The following is a 15,891-nucleotide window of genomic DNA, read 5'->3' on the forward strand; positions in this document are numbered from 1 at the left end:
CCTGACGATCCCGGCCGAAAAAATCCGCGCGTCCTGCCGTCGCATCAGCGCCGCCGAACGACGACGGTCCCGAGCAGGAGATCCTGGATCAGCTGCTTGCGCGCGGTGAAGAGGCCGACGAGCACGATGAAGCCCGAGGTGAGCGCGCCCGCAACCCAGAACAGCACGGAGTGCGCGACACCAAGCCCCGGGTCGGTCGGCCGTCCGTCGAGACGCTCCAGCCGGATGCCAAAGAGGCGCATTCCCGGCGTCGCCTGCGACCGGCCGCCGAGCGTGAACGCGACATAAGGCAGTGCGACCAGCGGGAACAGCGCGCCGTAGAGCATCCATCCGAGGCCAAACGTCAGGACGCCGAGGACGCCGATGATCAGCATCACCGGAATGCAGAGCAAGAGCACGATCGTGTAGTCGACGAGGAACGCCAGGATGCGGCGCGATCGCACGCCCTCGTAAGCGCGCGGCTCGTCGAGCCATGTCGTCGGAGCGCCATTGAGAACCGTAGCATCGACCATCGCGTCATCGTCTCCTGTCCCGCCGGAACGTCCGGCGCGTCGAGGACATGGTGTCGCGGCGGCGGCTTCGCAATCCCGCCTCAGCCCTTGTGGATCGCCTCCGCCACGCGGGGCGCGAAGTAGGTGAGGATGCCGGATGCGCCGGCGCGCTTGAACGCGCGCAGCGATTCGAACATGGCCTTGTCGCCGTCGATCCAGCCGTTCTGGGCCGCCGCCATGATCGTCGCGTACTCGCCGGACGTCTGATAGGCGAAGGTCGGCATGCGGAACTCGTCGACGAGACGGGCGAGGATATCGAGATAGGGCAGTCCCGGCTTGACCATGATCATGTCCGCGCCCTCGGCGATGTCCTGAGCCGCTTCGCGAAGGGCTTCCAGCGCGTTGCCCATGTCCATCTGATAAGTGCGTTTGTCGCCGCGCAGGGCGCCCGCCGAGCCGACGGCATCGCGGAAGGGTCCGTAGAAGGCGGAGGCGTATTTCGCGGCGTAGGACATGATCATCGTGTCCCCGAAACCATCCGCGTCGAGCGCTTCGCGGATGCAGGCGACCCGGCCGTCCATCATGTCGGACGGCCCGATGATGTCGCATCCGGCGCGCGCCTGAACCAGCGCCTGGCGGCAGAGAAGGTCCACCGTCTCGTCGTTGACGATCACCCCGTCCCGCACGATCCCGTCATGCCCATGGCTCGTGTAGGGATCGAGCGCGACGTCGCAGAGGATGCCGATCTCCGGCACGGCGTCCTTGATCGCGCGTGTCGCGCGGCAGACGAGATTGCTCTCGTTCAACGCCTCTGAGCCCGTCTCGTCGCGCAGCGACGGATCGGTGAAGGGGAACAGGGCGACGACCGGGATGCCGAGGTCGGCAGCCCGACGCGCCGCCTCGACGCATCCCGCGACGGAGCGGCGCGAGACGCCGGGCATCGAGGCGACGGGATGCGCGTCGCCATCGCCTTCGCGCACGAAGATCGGCCAGATCAGGTCGTCGACGCGCACGTCCGTCTCGCGGACGAGGCGCCGCGTCCAGTCGTTCTGTCGCAGACGCCGCAGACGCGTTCCGCCGGTGGCCCGGTCGATCCGGGTGCTCGTCGCGGTGCGCTCGCCCATGATGAAGTTCCTTCGTCTCGAATTCGGCAGAGCTATGCCCCCGGCGCCGGTCCTTGTTCAACCCCTCTGGATTTCACGCCGGACCGGCGCGATTGACGGCACGGGGCGAGGTGCATAGCCTTTGTCCCTCGCGCGGCATCCGTTGAAGGTCCTGCGCGCGCCTCAGTCAGGACCCTGCATGACCCCTTCGATCCCTGCGTTCGCGCCCTGCCGCACCGGCGCCCCGTTGCGGCATCCATGACGCTGGAAATCTTCGAACGGGATCGTGACGAGACGCTCAATCGGACGCTGATCGTTTGGCTGTGCCGCATCGCGGGCCTCGCCATGTTCGGCATGGGTCTCGTCTACTGGATCCGGCTGATCGGTGTCTTCGACGGACCTCTATGGCGGTTCGATCTCATGCCGGTGTGGTGGCGCATCGCGTGTCCGTCGCTGGCCGTCCTTTATCCCGTGGCCGGCACCGGGCTCTGGCTCGCGACGTCGTGGGGCGGCGTGATCTGGATTCTCGTCGCCGCCTGCGAGGGTGTGATGCGGCTGGGCTTCCCGCACCTCTTCGGCACCGATCCGCTGCTGCTCGGCGGGCACGCCTTCGGGCTGGCGCTCCTTGGGGCGCTTCGCATCGTCGGCGCGGTCGAGCGCCTTCGACGCCTGCACCGCGATCGATGAGGCCGAAACGCGTCGAATCCGGGTCGCGCCGTTCACCTCGCGTTCAGCACGAAAGCGCTCCGAATGCTTAAACTCCACGTTAAGCCTGCGTTTTAAAACGAATTTTAGACGCAGCCCCTAAGTTGCAGGACAAGACGAGGTCATGAAGAACCTCGGGAAGCAACAGTGGGATCGATCATGAAGAATACGGTCGCCAAGCGCCCTGCAGAGCTTGTGAAGGAAGACAAGCCCGAGCTGAAGATGCTGTACCTAGAGACGCTGCAACTGGTGGAGCGTCTCCACCGCCGCCTGCTGGACGTCATCAAGGACGAGTTCGACCGCGCTGGTCGGACCGACATCAACGCCGTCCAGGCGCTGCTCCTCTTCAACATCGGCGACTCGGTGCTGACGGCCGGCGAGCTGCGCACCCGCGGCTTCTATCTCGGCTCGAACGTCTCCTACAATCTGAAGAAGCTCGTCGAACTCGGCTTCATCGACCACCAGCGTTCCCGCGTCGATCGCCGCGCCGTCCGCGTCTCCCTGACGAAGTCGGGCATCGAGGTCGCCGAGATCGTCGCGGAACTCTACGACCGTCATATCGGATCGATCGACAAGGTCGGCGGCCTCGACGAGGGCGAGTTCCAGAAGCTCAACAAGTCTCTGCAGCGCCTCGACCGGTTCTGGAACGATTCGATCATGTATCGCCTGTAAGCCCATCTCCATCGGCTGATCGCGTGTCCTCCAGTGCGCGGTCCTCCCAAGCCCCGCGAGCGTCGTTCCGCTCGTGGGGCTTTTTGCAACACGGCATCGGAAAGTCGCGGCGTCTGGGTAACTTGCGTGCGTCCGATCCCCCTTTTCGCCGCATTCCGATGGCCTTTCGACCCCTCACGCGACGGGCGCATGCGCCCACTCGCTTCCGTGATTGCCCGTTACGCTTTGGTTTACCAAGCCGCCCCTATGTTGCGGCGCAAGTGGGCAAGACTTGCCAAGGGGTTCGAGAATGACTGAGGGCGCAGACAACCGTTCCATCCGCATGAGCCGCCGGCGTTTCGTGGCGGGTGCGGCGACCGTGCTGGGGGCAGGGGCCTTTGCCGGAGCTGCGCGCGCGCAGTCGGCGCTGGAAGGCGTTCTGGCGGCGCCGAACCGGGGCGGCTGGAACGACCAGTTCGACACGCGGCAGGCGAGCGTGCGCAACGTCGCCTCGAACCAGCCCGTCTTCTCGCCGAACACGCTGCAGGCCATGCAGCAGGCGGTCGGCCAGTATCAGCAGATCGCGATGGCCGGCGGCTGGCAGCGCGTGCCCGATAGCGGCAAGCTCGAGCTCGGCGTGCAGAATGCCGCCGTGCCGTACCTGCGCGAGCGTCTCGTCGCCTCGGGCGATCTCGACCGCTCGGCCGGTGCCTCTCAGGCTTTCGACACTTATGTCGACGCGGCGGTGAAGCGTTTCCAGGCCCGCCACGGCCTACCGGCCGACGGCGCCGTCGGTGAATACACGTTCAAGGCGCTGAACGTGCCGGCGGACGTGCGTCTGGCGCAGCTCAACACGAACATCCAGCGCCTGTCCGCGATCCAGCTCGATCCCGGCCGCTTCGTCATGGTCAACATCCCCGCGGCCTCGATTGAGGCGGTGGAGAACGGCCGCGTCGTGCAGCGCCACACGGCGGTCGTCGGCAAGATCGACCGTCAGACGCCGATCCTTGATTCGAAGATCACCAACCTCAACCTCAACCCGTACTGGCACGCGCCGGCGTCGATCGTCCGCAAAGACATCATCCCGCTGATGCAGAAGGACCCGACCTATCTGCAGCGCAACGACATCATCATCTACGCGGCGGACGGCAGCGTCGTGCCCCCGGAGACGATCAATTGGCAGACGGACGAGGCGGTTAAGTACCTCTTCCGCCAGAATCCCGGCAAGATGAACGCGATGTCGTCGGTGAAGATCAACTTCCCGAACCCGTACTCGGTGTACATGCACGACACGCCGCAGCAGAGCGTCTTCTCCCAGCTGATGCGCTTCGAGTCGTCGGGCTGCGTGCGCGTCCAGAACGTGCGCGACCTGATCGTCTGGCTGGCACGCGACACGCCGGGCTGGGACCGCGCCGCGATCGAGAAGACGATCGCCGCTCGCACGCGTCAGGACGTGAACTTCACCAACCCGGTGCCGCTGCACTTCACCTACCTGACGGCCTGGGCGACCGATCCGACCGTGGTGCAGTTCCGCGACGACATCTACGCCCGCGACGGTGCGGACCAGCTCGTCATGACCGACGCGCGGCCGACGGCCTACGCGCAGGGCGAACAGGCCTACGCCGATCTGCCGTACTGATCGGCGGGAACCGTATCCGAAAGGGCCCGGCGGCGACGCCGGGCCCTTTCGCGTTTCGTTCCCCTCGGTGGCGCCCCGGGCGGGAACGTGTTAAGGCGCCGCCCAATCGCGGCCCCGAGCGCCGCCGACGCGAGGAGAAACCGGTCATGTCGCATGCTCACGTTCTCGACACGACGACCGCTCACAGTGGCTTCTTCACCGACGGCATCGCCGCCGTCGACGCCGACCTCTTCGGCGCGATGCGCGACGAACTGCATCGTCAGCAGCACGAGATCGAACTGATCGCATCCGAGAACATCGTCTCGCGCGCGGTTCTCGAAGCGCAGGGCTCGGTCCTCACCAACAAGTACGCCGAGGGCTATCCCGGCCGCCGCTACTACGGCGGCTGCGAATTCGTCGACGTCGTCGAGCAGCTGGCGATCGACCGCGCCAAGGCGCTGTTCGGCTGCGGTTTCGCGAACGTCCAGCCGAACTCCGGCAGCCAGGCGAACCAGGGCGTTCTCCTCGCGCTGACGAAGCCCGGCGCCACGATCCTTGGCATGAGCCTCGATGCGGGCGGCCATCTGACGCACGGCGCCAAGCCCAACCTGTCGGGCCGCTGGTTCAACGCCGTGCAGTACGGCCTCGACCTGTCGACGGGCCTCATCGACTACGACGCGGTGGAGCGTCTGGCGCACGAGCACAAGCCGGAGATCATCGTCGCGGGCGGCTCGGCCTACTCGCGCATCATCGACTTCGCGCGCTTCCGTGCGATCGCCGATGCGGTCGGTGCCTATCTCTGGGTCGACATGGCGCACTTCGCGGGTCTCGTGGCCGGTGGCCAGCATCCTAGCCCATTCCCGCATGCTCACGTCGCGACCTCGACGACGCACAAGACTCTGCGCGGCCCGCGCGGTGGCCTTATCCTGACCAATGACGAGGACATCGCCAAGAAGATCAACTCGGCGATCTTCCCGGGTCTCCAGGGCGGTCCGCTGATGCATGTCATCGCCGGCAAGGCCGTGGCCTTCGGTGAGGCGCTGCAGCCGGGCTACCGCTCCTACATCAAGGCGGTTGCGGACAACGCGAAAGTCTTGGCCGAAACGCTGCGCGAGGGCGGCCTCGACATCGTCTCAGGCGGCACCGACACCCATCTGATGCTGGTCGACCTGCGCCCGAAGATGCTGACCGGCAAGGCGACGGAGATCGCTCTCGGCCGCGCCGGCATCACCTGCAACAAGAACGGCGTGCCGAACGACCCGGAGAAGCCGGCGATCACCTCGGGCATCCGCGTCGGCACGCCCGCGGCGACGACCCGCGGCTTCGGCACGGAAGAGTTCCGTCAGGTCGGACGCCTGATCGTCGAGGTCCTCGACGGCCTCAAGTCCTCGAACTCCGACGAGGGCAACGCGGCCACCGAAGCGCGCGTGAAGGAGAAGGTGCTGGAGCTCACCGGTCGCTTCCCGATCTACGCCAACCTCGGCTGATCCAGCCGCATGCGTTGCCCCTACTGCGGGTCGCCGGACAGCCAGGTGAAGGATTCGCGCCCCGCCGAGGACGGCGGGGCCATCCGCCGGCGCCGGATCTGCCCCGACTGCAGCGGGCGATTCACGACCTTCGAACGCGTGCAGCTCCGCGACCTGATGGTGGTCAAGAAATCGGGGCGCCGCGTTCCGTTCGAGCGCGACAAGCTGGCCCGGTCCATTCATACCGCCCTGCGCAAGCGGCCGGTGGAGGAGGAGAGGGTCGAGCGGATGATCTCGGGCATCGTGCGCCAGCTGGAATCGACGGGGGAGTCCGACATTCCCTCCGAGGCCATCGGGCGTCTCGTGATGGAAGCCCTGCGCGGCTTCGACGACGTCGCCTTCGTCCGCTTCGCGTCGGTCTATCGCGACTTCCGCGAAGCGCGCGACTTCGAATCCATCATCAGCGAACTGACTGCGGCGCCGGAAACCCAGACGGAAGACCGTGGCTGACCTGACGGACCGGCAGCATGCCGACGACGAGCGCTTCATGGCCGCCGCTCGGCGGCTGTCGCTGCGCCATTCCGGGCTGACGGCCGAGAATCCGTCCGTGGGTGCGCTCCTCGTTCAGGGGCAGGGGCCGTCGGCGCGCGTCGTCGGCCGCGGGGTCACCGCGTGGGGCGGGCGACCGCACGCAGAACGGGTTGCGCTGGCCGACGCCGGCGCCGAGGCGCGCGGTTCGACGGCCTACGTGACCCTTGAGCCCTGCGCCCACCACGGGCGCACGAGCCCGTGCGCCGATGCGCTCGTCGAGGCCGGCGTCGCCCGCGTCGTGGTGGGGGCGCCCGATCCCGATCCGCGGGTCAACGGGCGCGGTGTCGAGATCCTGCGCGCTGCGGGCGTCGAGGTGCGTTGCCTGACCGGCGCGGGGGCCGTGACCCGTCCGTTCGAGGGGTTTCTCCAGCGCCTGCGGTTCGGGCGTCCGTTCGTCACGCTCAAGATGGCGGTCTCGCGCGATGGCTTCGTCGGCCGGCTGGGCGGCGAGCGGGTCGGCATCAGCGGGCGGATCGCCAATCGGCAGGTTCATCTTTTGCGGGCGGGCTCCGACGCGATCATGGTCGGCGTCGGCACGGCTGTCGCCGACGATCCGCTCCTCACCTGTCGCCTGCCGGGTCTTTCCGGGCGGTCGCCCATCCGGATCGTCGTCGATCCGCAGCTCCGGCTACCGCTCGACGCGCAGCTCGTCACGACGGCCCGCTCCGTTCCGACGCTGATCGCTTCGACGCGAAACCCCGACGGTGCGGAAGCGGTGCCCTATCGCCGCGCCGGTTGCCGGCTCCTGCGCCTCTCGGGTTACGACCGGGACGATCTGCGCCGTCTCCTCCATGCGATGCCGTCTGCCGGCGTGCAGACGCTGATGGTCGAGGGCGGACCGGTGCTGGCCGCGGCATTCCTCGATGCCGAACTCGTGGACCGGGTCGTCGTCATCCGCTCGCCGGTCGAGATCGGTTCCGGCGGGGTGGCGGCGCCGGACGGCGTCCTCGACCCGAAGAATTTCCGTCTTGCCCGCCGCGAGCGGTTCGGCGACGACGACTGGAGCGAATGGGAAAGGATCGAGCCATGTTCACCGGAATCGTCACCGACGTCGGGCGCGTCGCGAGCGTCCAGCCCTTGAGTGCAGGTCGCCGGTTTCGGATCGAGACCGTCTACGATCCGGCGACGATCCTGATCGGCGCCTCCATCGCCTGTTCCGGCGTCTGCCTCACCGTCACCCGCCTGCCGGAGCCGAGCGCCGACGCGGCGTGGTTCGAGGTCGAGGCCTGGGAGGAGGCGCTGCGCCTGACCACCGCCGGGCAGTGGACGGAGGGTAGCCGCATCAATCTCGAACGCGCGCTGAAGCTCGGCGACGAACTCGGCGGGCATCTCGTGTCCGGCCATGTCGACGGACAGGCGCGCATCGTATCGCGCAAGGACGAGGGCGAAGCCGTGCGCTTCACCCTCGAAGCGCCGCCGGAACTGTCGCGCTACATCGCTCCCAAGGGGTCGGTCTGCCTCGACGGGACGTCGCTCACCGTCAACGGCGTTTTGGGCCACCGCTTCGACGTTCTCCTGATCCGCCACTCGCTGGAGGTGACGACGTGGGGCGAAAAGGGCGAGGGGGACCACGTGAACCTTGAGGTCGATCAGATTGCACGCTATGCGGAGCGTCTGTTCGGGCCCGGACAGGCCGAGTAATTCGGAAGGCCGACCGCGCCCACTCGTTCCCGTTCGTTGGCTTCGCATGACCCGGCGCTCCGCGCGTCGTTGAATCGCGTGCCGTCCCGTTTTGGAAAGCTACCATGTCCGCTCCGCATCTGCTCATCATTGAGGCCCGGTTCTACGATCACATCGCGGACCATCAGCTGGCGGGGGCGAAGGCCCATCTCGATGCGGCAGGCGCGACCTACGACGTCGTGACCGTTCCCGGCGCGCTGGAGATTCCGGCCGTGGTCGGTTTCGCGCTGAGCGGCGCCGACGAGGGCGCGACGGAGTACGACGGGTTCATCGCTCTGGGTTGCGTGATCCGCGGCGAGACCTATCATTTCGACATCGTCGCCAACGAGTCCTGCCGGGCGCTGATGGATCTTTCGGTTCACGAGGGTCTGGCGATCGGCAACGGCATCCTGACGGTCGAGAACGAGGAGCAGGCGCTGGAGCGGGCGATGCCGGATCGCAAGAACAAGGGCGGCGACGCCGCCGCGGCTGCGCTCGCCATGATCGCCATCCGCAAGCGTCTCGGAGCCTGACATGGCCGACGCAGCCCTCCGCAATTTCCGCCCCGCCAACAAGCGTGGCGCCGCCCGTCTCGCGGCCGTGCAGGCCCTTTACCAGATGGACGTCGGCGGCACCGGCCTGCTCGAGACGGTCGCCGAATATGAGGCGTTCCGGCTGGGCCAGGAGGTCGATGGCGACACCTACCGCGAGGCCGACGCCGCGTGGTTCCGCGACATCGTCTCGGGCGTCGTGCGCGGTCAGACCTTCATCGACCCGCTCATCCATTCGTCGCTGACGACCGACTGGCCGCTGGCGCGTCTCGACACGACGCTTCGCGCGATTCTGCGCGCGGGCACCTACGAGGTCACGGCTCGCAAGGACGTGCCGGTCGCGGTGATCGTCAGCGAATATGTCGATATCGCGAAGGCCTTCTACGATGAGGACGAGTCGCGTCTCGTGAACGCCGTGCTCGATCGAGTTGCCCGGCGTTCGCGCGGCGAGGGCCGGGGGCAGGACCCGAAGGAAAGCGACTGACGTCTCCTTTTCGTCGGCTTCGACAGCCCATGAAAAAGGCCGGCATCGCCGGCCTTTTTCCATGAGATCGATCAGCGACCGGCCGAGACGCCGCCTGAGCGACCCATTCCGCCCATCGTGTCGAGGATGTTGCCCTTGCCCGGACCGTCGTCGGACAGGATCGAGCCGAGGAAGCTGGAGTCGCGACCGCCGGTCGGCGTGGTGCGCGAGATGAAGTCGAAGACCCTGCCATCCTGCAGACCGTAATTCGCGATCTTGCGCACGGTGTTGTCGGGTCCGAAATAGACCGCCAGGATGCGCTGCTCGACGAGGCGCGGCTTCATGAAGGCGACCGGGCGGACGCGCTTCTGCGAGATGTAGTAGAACACCTCGTTGTCGAAGGTCGCGGTGGTGGACGGGGAGCCGAGCGCCAGGAGAACTTGGTCGCGGCTCGAGCCGACGGGAACCTGCGCCAGCGCCTGCTCGTCGACGATGTAACCCTGGTTGTAGACTTCCGCCGTCTGGCACCCTGCCAGAACGATCATGGCGCCGACGCTGGTCGCCATGACCACGCGGCGCAACGGACGATGGATCTCGATCACGCGGATGCTACTCCTCCCGAGGGAATCGGTTTTGCGTTCCGTAGGTGCGGATTGGTCGGAAAGTGAGGCACCGCCGCCGCCCTGAAGGTTGCGACTTGGTAAAGCAACCCGCCAACCGTTGCAATCCAGCCGCATGCGTGCGAACCGGGCATCCGAAACAGGGGAAAACGACGTGGGAATTCTGGCCCGTTTCCGACGGGATCGCCTCAACCGGCAGATCGTCGACCAGCTCTGGAATCAGGTCGTCGCCGCCGCGCGCGATCCGGTCCGCTTCACCGAAGGCGGGCTGCCCGACACGCTGGAAGGGCGTTTCGAGGCCTTGTCGCTGGAGATGATTGCCGTCCTCAATCGGATGTCGGGCGAGCCGGACCTGAAGGCGCTCTCGCAGGATTTGGTGGACCGGTTCATGACCGACATCGACCATTCCATGCGCGAGATCGGGATCAGCTACCTCGCCGTCCCGAAGCGCATGCGCAAGTTCGCAGCCCGCTTCTATACCCGCGTGCGCGACTGCCAGCCGGCGATGGCCGAGGGCGACGAGGCACGTCTCGCCGAAGCGCTGTCGCGGACCGTCCTCGTGGAAGCCGTCGGCGGCCGCCCTGATGCGGCCGCAGCGCTGGCGCACCATATGATCCGGCAGCAAGGCCGCTACGTCGCGCTCGCCAACGAACAGATTCTGGCGGGACGCCTCCTCGAGCCGCCGAAGACGGAGACCCCATGAAGAAGGCCGATCCGAAGGCGCCTTTGAGCCTCGTCGTCCATGTCGCCCGCCTGCCGCAGGCTGGAATGCCGCTGCGGCTCGACACGAACGCCGACGAGCGGGCCGGCGTCGCCGAGCGGCTGGGCATCCTGGCGGTGAACGACCTTACCGCGGATCTCCTCGTTCGCCGCTGGAAGCGCGACGGCGTGGTGGTGGAAGGGCGGATCAAGGGATCGCTGGATCAGGCCTGCGTCGTGACGCTCGAGCCCGTTCGGGAGATCGTGGACGAGGCGGTGGATCTCATTTTCGTTCCCGAGACCTCGAAGCTTGCCCGCATCGAGCCGGAAGGCGACGGCGAGTTGCACCTCGACCCGGAAGGCGCCGACATTCCCGAAACGTTCCGTGGCGATACGATCGATCTCGGGCCCTTCATCGAAGAGCTTGTCGGCCTGTCGCTCGACCCCTATCCAAGGGCGCCCGGCGTGGAGTTCTCCGAACTCGACACGGACCCCGATCCGTCCGGCGGCAAGGTTTCGCCCTTCGCCGCACTCGGACGCCTGAAGCCGACGGGCGGCTGACGGCGTCGGCCGAGCCGGTCCGGGCATCGCATCGATCTGAAGGCAGGTACTCTTTGTTGTCCAAAAGCACCATTACGATCGCCCTGGACGCGATGGGCGGCGACCACGGTCCCGCCGTCGTGCTGGCGGGGGCGCAGACGGCGCTGGAGCGTCACCCCGACATGCGCTTCGTGCTGTTCGGGCAGGAGGACGCCGTGCGCCCGGTGCTCGACGGCCTGCCGAAGCTGCGCGAGCGCTCGACTTTCCACCATTGCGACGTGTCGATCCGCATGGACGACAAGCCGTCGCAGGCGCTGCGGCAGGGCCGATACAAGTCGTCGATGTGGAAGGCGATCGAGGCGGTGAAGACCGGCGAGGCGGACGTCGCGGTCTCGGCCGGCAACACCGGCGCGTTGATGGCGATGGCGAAGTTCTGCCTGCGCACCATGGCCAACATCGAACGCCCGGCGATCGCCGCCATCTGGCCGACGCTGCGCGGCGAAAGCATCGTGCTTGACGTCGGCGCGACGATCGGGGCCGACTCGCAGCAGCTGATCGACTTTTCGGTGATGGGCGCGGCCATGTCGCGCGCCCTGTTCCAGATCGACCGCCCGACGGTCGGCCTCCTCAACATCGGTGTGGAGGAGGTGAAGGGGCAGGAGGATATCCGGGAGGCGGGTCGCCTGATGAAGGAGACGCCGATCGAAGGCCTCGACTATCGCGGCTTCGTGGAAGGGACGGACCTCGGCAAGGGCACCGTCGACGTCGTGGTGACCGAGGGCTTCACCGGCAACATTGCGCTGAAGACCGCCGAAGGCACGGCCCGCCAGATCGGCTCGTATCTGCGCGCGGCGATGACGCGCACATGGATGGCCAAGCTCGGCTATCTCCTCGCCAAGAGCGCCTTCGACCGGCTGCGCGACAAGATGGACCCGCGCAAGGTCAACGGCGGTGTCTTCCTTGGGCTGAACGGCGTCGTCATCAAGAGCCATGGCGGCTCGGATGCCGAAGGCACGGCGGCGGCGATCGACGTCGCCTACGCGATGGCCGCCAACGGCTTGCTCGCCAAGATCGAGAGCGATCTCGGCCGAGTCTACGCGAACGAGGTTTCGGTGCCGCTCGAACCCGAGGCGGCCGGTTCGGAAGAGGTCGCGCCATGACCATGTTTCGCTCGGTCGTCCGCGGCACCGGCTCGGCGCTGCCCCGCCAGGTCGTGACCAACCAGGACCTCGAGGCGCGCGTCGAGACGAGCGACGAGTGGATTCAGCAGCGGACCGGCATCAAGCAGCGCTACATCGCGGGTGAGGGCGAGACCACGGTTTCGCTCGGCGAGGCGGCGGCGCGAAAGGCGCTCGAGGCGGCGGGACTCGTGCCCGACGACATCGACCTCGTGATTCTGGCGACGGCGACGCCCGACAACACGTTTCCTGCATCGTCGACACAGGTCCAGCGCCGGCTTGGAATCACCAAGGGCTTCGCCTTCGACATCCAGGCCGTCTGCAGCGGCTTCGTCTATGCGATGACGACGGCCGACCTCTATCTGAAGGCAGGCATGGCGCGCCGGGCCTTGGTCATAGGCGCGGAAACCTTCAGCCGGATCGTCGACTGGTCCGATCGAACCACCTGCGTTCTATTCGGCGACGGCGCCGGCGCGGTCGTCCTCGAGCGCGAAGAGGGCGAGGCGAGCGATCCCGGCGTTCTGATCGCGCGCCTGCGCGCCGACGGATCGCACGGCGACAAGCTGTTCGTGGACGGCGGCCCGTCGTCCACCGGGACGATCGGTCATCTTCGGATGGAGGGCCGCGAGGTCTTCAAGCATGCGGTCGGGATGATCACCGACGTCGTGGAGGATTCGCTGCAGGCGCTCTCGCTTTCGGCGGCTGAGATCGACTGGTTCGTGCCGCATCAGGCGAACCGGCGCATCATCGAGGCCTCGGCGAAGAAGCTTGGAATTCCCATCGAGAAGGTCGTGATCACGGTCGATCGGCACGGCAACACCTCGGCCGCCTCGATCCCGCTGGCGATCGACACCGCGGTTCGCGACGGGCGAATTTCAGCCGGGGATATCGTCCTCCTCGAAGCGATGGGCGGTGGCTTTACCTGGGGCGCCGTCGTCGTCCGCTGGTAACGGGCGCGCTTGATTCACCCTTTCTTTTCGGTATTTTCCGAGGCCTAGCCGAGGCGCGTCGTCGCTCGGGGCGGGGGTTCCGGTTCGGTTTCAGCAGGGGTTTTGCATGGGAGACAGGACGGTGACGCGGGCCGATCTCGCCGAGGCGGTTTTCCGCAAGATCGGTCTTTCCAGATCCGAGTCGGCCTATCTGGTCGAGTCGATCCTGGAAGAGATCTGCACCACGATCGCGCGCGGGGAGGCGGTCAAGATCTCGTCCTTCGGCTCGTTCCTCGTTCGAGCCAAGAACGAGCGGGTCGGGCGCAATCCGAAGACCGGCGAAGAGGTTCCGATCTCGCCGCGCCGCGTGGCCGTCTTCAAGCCGTCGAACGTCATGAAGGACCGCATTCTCGAAGCCCACGAGGCGCGCGGACCGGACGAAGAGCCTGCTCTGAAGGCCGCGGAATGAAGGCCGTCGGCGCTTGAGCGGCGAGAAGAGCGCGGACGCGTTCCGCACCATCAGCGAGGCGGCGGAGGAGCTCGATCTGCCTCCCCACGTCCTGCGTTTCTGGGAGACGCGGTTCCCGCAGATCAAGCCGATGAAGCGCGGCGGCGGGCGGCGGTACTATCGACCGGACGACGTCGAGCTCCTGAAAGGCATCCGCTATCTCCTCTACGTCCGCGGCTTCACGATCCGGGGTGTCCAGCGCATCCTCAAGGAAAGCGGACATCGCGCCGTGATGGCGATCGGCGCCGGCGATCTCTCCGGGCTCGATCGTCTTCAGTCCGGCAAGGGGCAGCGCGTCGAGCCCGACACCGCAGCCGACATCGAACTGGTCGACGAGCTGCCGGTGGACGAGATCGATCATCCGGTCCCCGAGCAGCGGCGCGGACCCTTGTCGAATCTCTTGCGGCGCGACCGCGACGGCGCTGCCCATACGGGCGGCAACGCGTTGTCGGGCGACGGTGTCGATCGCCTCAACGGTGTGATTCTCGAACTTCTGGAGCTGAAGCGGCTGCTCGATCAGGTTCGTTGACCGGCCGGCGAACGCCTTGGCGCTTGCATCCGCCCCGCGCATTGATTAGGGAAGCTCGTGTCGGAGCGTAGCGCAGCCTGGTAGCGCACCTGAATGGGGTTCAGGGGGTCGGAGGTTCGAATCCTCTCGCTCCGACCACGACGAAGCCCGCAAATGCTGGCTTTCGGAAATGGGGAGGCTGGACGGGCCGCCCGTGACACATTCCACCCTGACACTTTCTTGACACCTCGGCACCGGCTGCCGGCTAAATCCTTTCCGATTTATGTCCGACATCGGCGTGATTCGACCGAATCGAAGTGATCCGGAGTGATGGATCTCTTAGCCTAGGGGAAACAGCATGATGGCGTTGCAGCGTATCGGCAGCGTAGTGATTTACTTTTTGCCGTCGCGTGGCTGGCAGCATCGGACTGGAAGGCTGAGACGCCCTGGGAGCCGATGACGGCTACGGTTGCCGCCGCTCTCGCATGGATTTATTGCGAGCTCGCTTCGTACCACGCTGAGGGCTCCAGTCAGCGTATCTCCGATCGCGACATCAGTGCAGGTACGCTTCTGCGGGAAATCTTCTCCACGAAAAGTCAGCGGCTCCTGCGCGACGCCGATTTTGGGACGCCATTCCGATCGACCGAGGACGACGACCTCGACAAGCTTTTTTATCGGTGGGAGGGGGTGGCTTGCGAGTTCGAGGATAAACACCTGCAGGACCGTGCCGCGAGAGCCGTGGCGGCGGGAAGAGATTTCCTCGAGCTTCTCTCGAAGCATTCGGGCGCCTACGATCGACGAAAGGGTACTGAAGATTATCATTGGAGATCCGTGCCGACGGAGGACGAGATCGGCAGAGACGAATTCGAGCAGCATACTCGCGACAACATTGCGGAACTCCGGCGCGCCGCAAGAGACACTCTGAGCAAGTTCGAAGACTGGGAGCGTTCATTTCGGAAGCTCCTGCCCAAGGGAAACGCCCCGATCACCTGAATGCGTCACACTTCCCGGTAGAAGCTCCGCCGAAGGCTTGCTACTCCTTCATTAGGACGTGTGCGTGTAAGGGGGAGTCGATGGGTAGCCGCGAGATCGAGATCGATGATCTCCTCTTGGATTTGGATGGCCTGCCCCCGTTGGGTGGCCCGGTTCAAATCTAATGCCTGGTTGGCTTGTCGGCGACGTTTGAGGTGGCCGGCGAAGCGGGTTGGGGTGGCGCAGCCGGCCACGGCACGACGGCAGGAGTGGGTGGACGGTAGCCCAGGCTCGAGTGTGGACGCCGGGTGTTGTAGTGCTTGCGCCAGCTTTCGATCACGATCCGGGCCTCGGCCAGGCTGTAGAGGATCTCGCCGTTCAGGAGTTCGTCCCGGAGCTTCGAGTTGAAGCTCTCGCAGTATCCATTCTCCCACGGACTGCCCGGCGCGATGAAGGCGGTCCTGGCGCCAACCGCCGCGATCCACTCGCGCACGGCCTTTGCGATGAACTCGGGACGTTGTCGGAACGGATGTGTCCCGGCACGCCGCGCAGGATGAAGAGGTCGGACAGAACGTCGATGACGTCTGCGGACTTCAGCTTCCGGTCGATCCGGATGGCGAGGCACTCGCGGGTGAACTC

Annotated in this window: 19 protein-coding genes, 1 tRNA gene and 1 pseudogene; 17 read left to right on the plus strand and 4 right to left on the minus strand. The window is 66.4% G+C overall.

Features of this window, described 5'->3' with window-relative positions:
* Nucleotides 1-44: 44 nt before the first annotated feature.
* On the minus strand, nucleotides 45-512 hold the full coding sequence (locus QZ753_RS00380; protein WP_294640182.1) for an RDD family protein: 468 nt from the start codon (nucleotides 510-512) through the stop codon (nucleotides 45-47).
* 80 nt (nucleotides 513-592) lie between these two features.
* A complete protein-coding gene (gene hemB / locus QZ753_RS00385; RefSeq protein WP_294640184.1) occupies nucleotides 593-1,615 on the minus strand; it encodes a porphobilinogen synthase in 1,023 nt (340 codons plus the stop codon).
* Between the two features lie 237 nt (nucleotides 1,616-1,852).
* Here hemB and QZ753_RS00390 point away from each other — a divergent pair, with 237 nt between their 5' ends.
* The 9 genes from QZ753_RS00390 to nusB all read left to right on the plus strand — a co-directional run bounded on the left by QZ753_RS00390 (nucleotide 1,853) and on the right by nusB (nucleotide 9,319).
* A complete protein-coding gene (locus QZ753_RS00390) occupies nucleotides 1,853-2,281 on the plus strand; it encodes a DUF6163 family protein (RefSeq protein WP_294640186.1) in 429 nt (142 codons plus the stop codon).
* A 177-nt stretch (nucleotides 2,282-2,458) separates the two neighbouring features.
* Nucleotides 2,459-2,971, plus strand: a complete 513-nt coding sequence (locus QZ753_RS00395; protein WP_055885014.1) for a MarR family winged helix-turn-helix transcriptional regulator — start codon at nucleotides 2,459-2,461, stop codon at nucleotides 2,969-2,971.
* Between the two features lie 289 nt (nucleotides 2,972-3,260).
* Nucleotides 3,261-4,589, plus strand: a complete 1,329-nt coding sequence (locus QZ753_RS00400; RefSeq protein WP_294640189.1) for a L,D-transpeptidase family protein — start codon at nucleotides 3,261-3,263, stop codon at nucleotides 4,587-4,589.
* Nucleotides 4,590-4,735: 146 nt separating this feature from the next.
* Nucleotides 4,736-6,055: a serine hydroxymethyltransferase gene (gene glyA / locus QZ753_RS00405; protein ID WP_090959779.1), complete on the plus strand. Its 1,320-nt coding sequence runs from the start codon at nucleotides 4,736-4,738 to the stop codon at nucleotides 6,053-6,055.
* Between the two features lie 9 nt (nucleotides 6,056-6,064).
* Nucleotides 6,065-6,544 carry a transcriptional regulator NrdR gene (gene nrdR, locus QZ753_RS00410; RefSeq protein ID WP_090959777.1) on the plus strand — a complete coding sequence of 160 codons (480 nt, stop codon included), beginning with the start codon at nucleotides 6,065-6,067 and terminating at the stop codon, nucleotides 6,542-6,544.
* Nucleotides 6,537-7,706, plus strand: coding sequence for a bifunctional diaminohydroxyphosphoribosylaminopyrimidine deaminase/5-amino-6-(5-phosphoribosylamino)uracil reductase RibD (ribD, locus tag QZ753_RS00415; RefSeq protein ID WP_367171475.1), 1,170 nt, complete (start codon nucleotides 6,537-6,539; stop codon nucleotides 7,704-7,706). Before nrdR ends, ribD begins: the two co-directional genes overlap by 8 nt.
* Nucleotides 7,652-8,266, plus strand: coding sequence for a riboflavin synthase (locus tag QZ753_RS00420; RefSeq protein ID WP_294640191.1), 615 nt, complete (start codon nucleotides 7,652-7,654; stop codon nucleotides 8,264-8,266). The genes ribD and QZ753_RS00420 overlap by 55 nt, the downstream gene beginning before the upstream one ends.
* A gap of 104 nt (nucleotides 8,267-8,370) precedes the next feature.
* Nucleotides 8,371-8,817: a 6,7-dimethyl-8-ribityllumazine synthase gene (locus QZ753_RS00425; protein WP_055884337.1), complete on the plus strand. Its 447-nt coding sequence runs from the start codon at nucleotides 8,371-8,373 to the stop codon at nucleotides 8,815-8,817.
* A 1-nt stretch (nucleotide 8,818) separates the two neighbouring features.
* Entirely contained in the window at nucleotides 8,819-9,319 is a 501-nt protein-coding gene (gene nusB / locus QZ753_RS00430; protein ID WP_294640193.1) for a transcription antitermination factor NusB, read from the plus strand.
* Nucleotides 9,320-9,390: 71 nt separating this feature from the next.
* Here the strand turns inward: nusB and QZ753_RS00435 are convergent, their stop codons facing one another.
* Nucleotides 9,391-9,843 (minus strand): outer membrane protein assembly factor BamE, encoded by a 453-nt coding sequence (locus QZ753_RS00435; RefSeq protein ID WP_294640207.1) that lies wholly within the window; start codon nucleotides 9,841-9,843, stop codon nucleotides 9,391-9,393.
* Between the two features lie 229 nt (nucleotides 9,844-10,072).
* Here QZ753_RS00435 and QZ753_RS00440 point away from each other — a divergent pair, with 229 nt between their 5' ends.
* The 8 genes from QZ753_RS00440 to QZ753_RS00475 all read left to right on the plus strand — a co-directional run bounded on the left by QZ753_RS00440 (nucleotide 10,073) and on the right by QZ753_RS00475 (nucleotide 15,273).
* Nucleotides 10,073-10,621, plus strand: a complete 549-nt coding sequence (locus tag QZ753_RS00440) for a ubiquinol-cytochrome C chaperone family protein (RefSeq protein WP_294640194.1) — start codon at nucleotides 10,073-10,075, stop codon at nucleotides 10,619-10,621.
* Complete coding sequence (locus QZ753_RS00445; RefSeq protein WP_294640195.1) at nucleotides 10,618-11,178, plus strand: DUF177 domain-containing protein; 561 nt, start codon at nucleotides 10,618-10,620, stop codon at nucleotides 11,176-11,178. Before QZ753_RS00440 ends, QZ753_RS00445 begins: the two co-directional genes overlap by 4 nt.
* 53 nt (nucleotides 11,179-11,231) lie before the next feature.
* Entirely contained in the window at nucleotides 11,232-12,317 is a 1,086-nt protein-coding gene (gene plsX / locus QZ753_RS00450; protein ID WP_294640197.1) for a phosphate acyltransferase PlsX, read from the plus strand.
* A 2-nt stretch (nucleotides 12,318-12,319) separates the two neighbouring features.
* Complete coding sequence (locus QZ753_RS00455; RefSeq protein WP_294640209.1) at nucleotides 12,320-13,285, plus strand: beta-ketoacyl-ACP synthase III; 966 nt, start codon at nucleotides 12,320-12,322, stop codon at nucleotides 13,283-13,285.
* A gap of 106 nt (nucleotides 13,286-13,391) precedes the next feature.
* The gene (locus tag QZ753_RS00460; RefSeq protein WP_294640199.1) at nucleotides 13,392-13,733 is read left to right on the plus strand and encodes an integration host factor subunit alpha; all 342 of its coding nucleotides are present in this window, start codon (nucleotides 13,392-13,394) and stop codon (nucleotides 13,731-13,733) included.
* Between the two features lie 13 nt (nucleotides 13,734-13,746).
* Nucleotides 13,747-14,301, plus strand: a complete 555-nt coding sequence (locus tag QZ753_RS00465) for a MerR family transcriptional regulator (protein WP_294640201.1) — start codon at nucleotides 13,747-13,749, stop codon at nucleotides 14,299-14,301.
* 61 nt (nucleotides 14,302-14,362) lie between these two features.
* A tRNA-Pro gene (locus QZ753_RS00470) sits at nucleotides 14,363-14,439 on the plus strand.
* A gap of 297 nt (nucleotides 14,440-14,736) precedes the next feature.
* Entirely contained in the window at nucleotides 14,737-15,273 is a 537-nt protein-coding gene (locus QZ753_RS00475; RefSeq protein WP_294640203.1) for a hypothetical protein, read from the plus strand.
* Nucleotides 15,274-15,433: 160 nt separating this feature from the next.
* Here QZ753_RS00475 and QZ753_RS00480 read toward each other — a convergent pair.
* Nucleotides 15,434-15,891: pseudogene (locus QZ753_RS00480) on the minus strand (integrase core domain-containing protein); the annotation flags it as partial.

The sequence above is a fragment of the uncultured Aureimonas sp. genome (assembly GCF_913775355.1).
Taxonomy (GTDB): Bacteria; Pseudomonadota; Alphaproteobacteria; order Rhizobiales; family Rhizobiaceae; genus Aureimonas.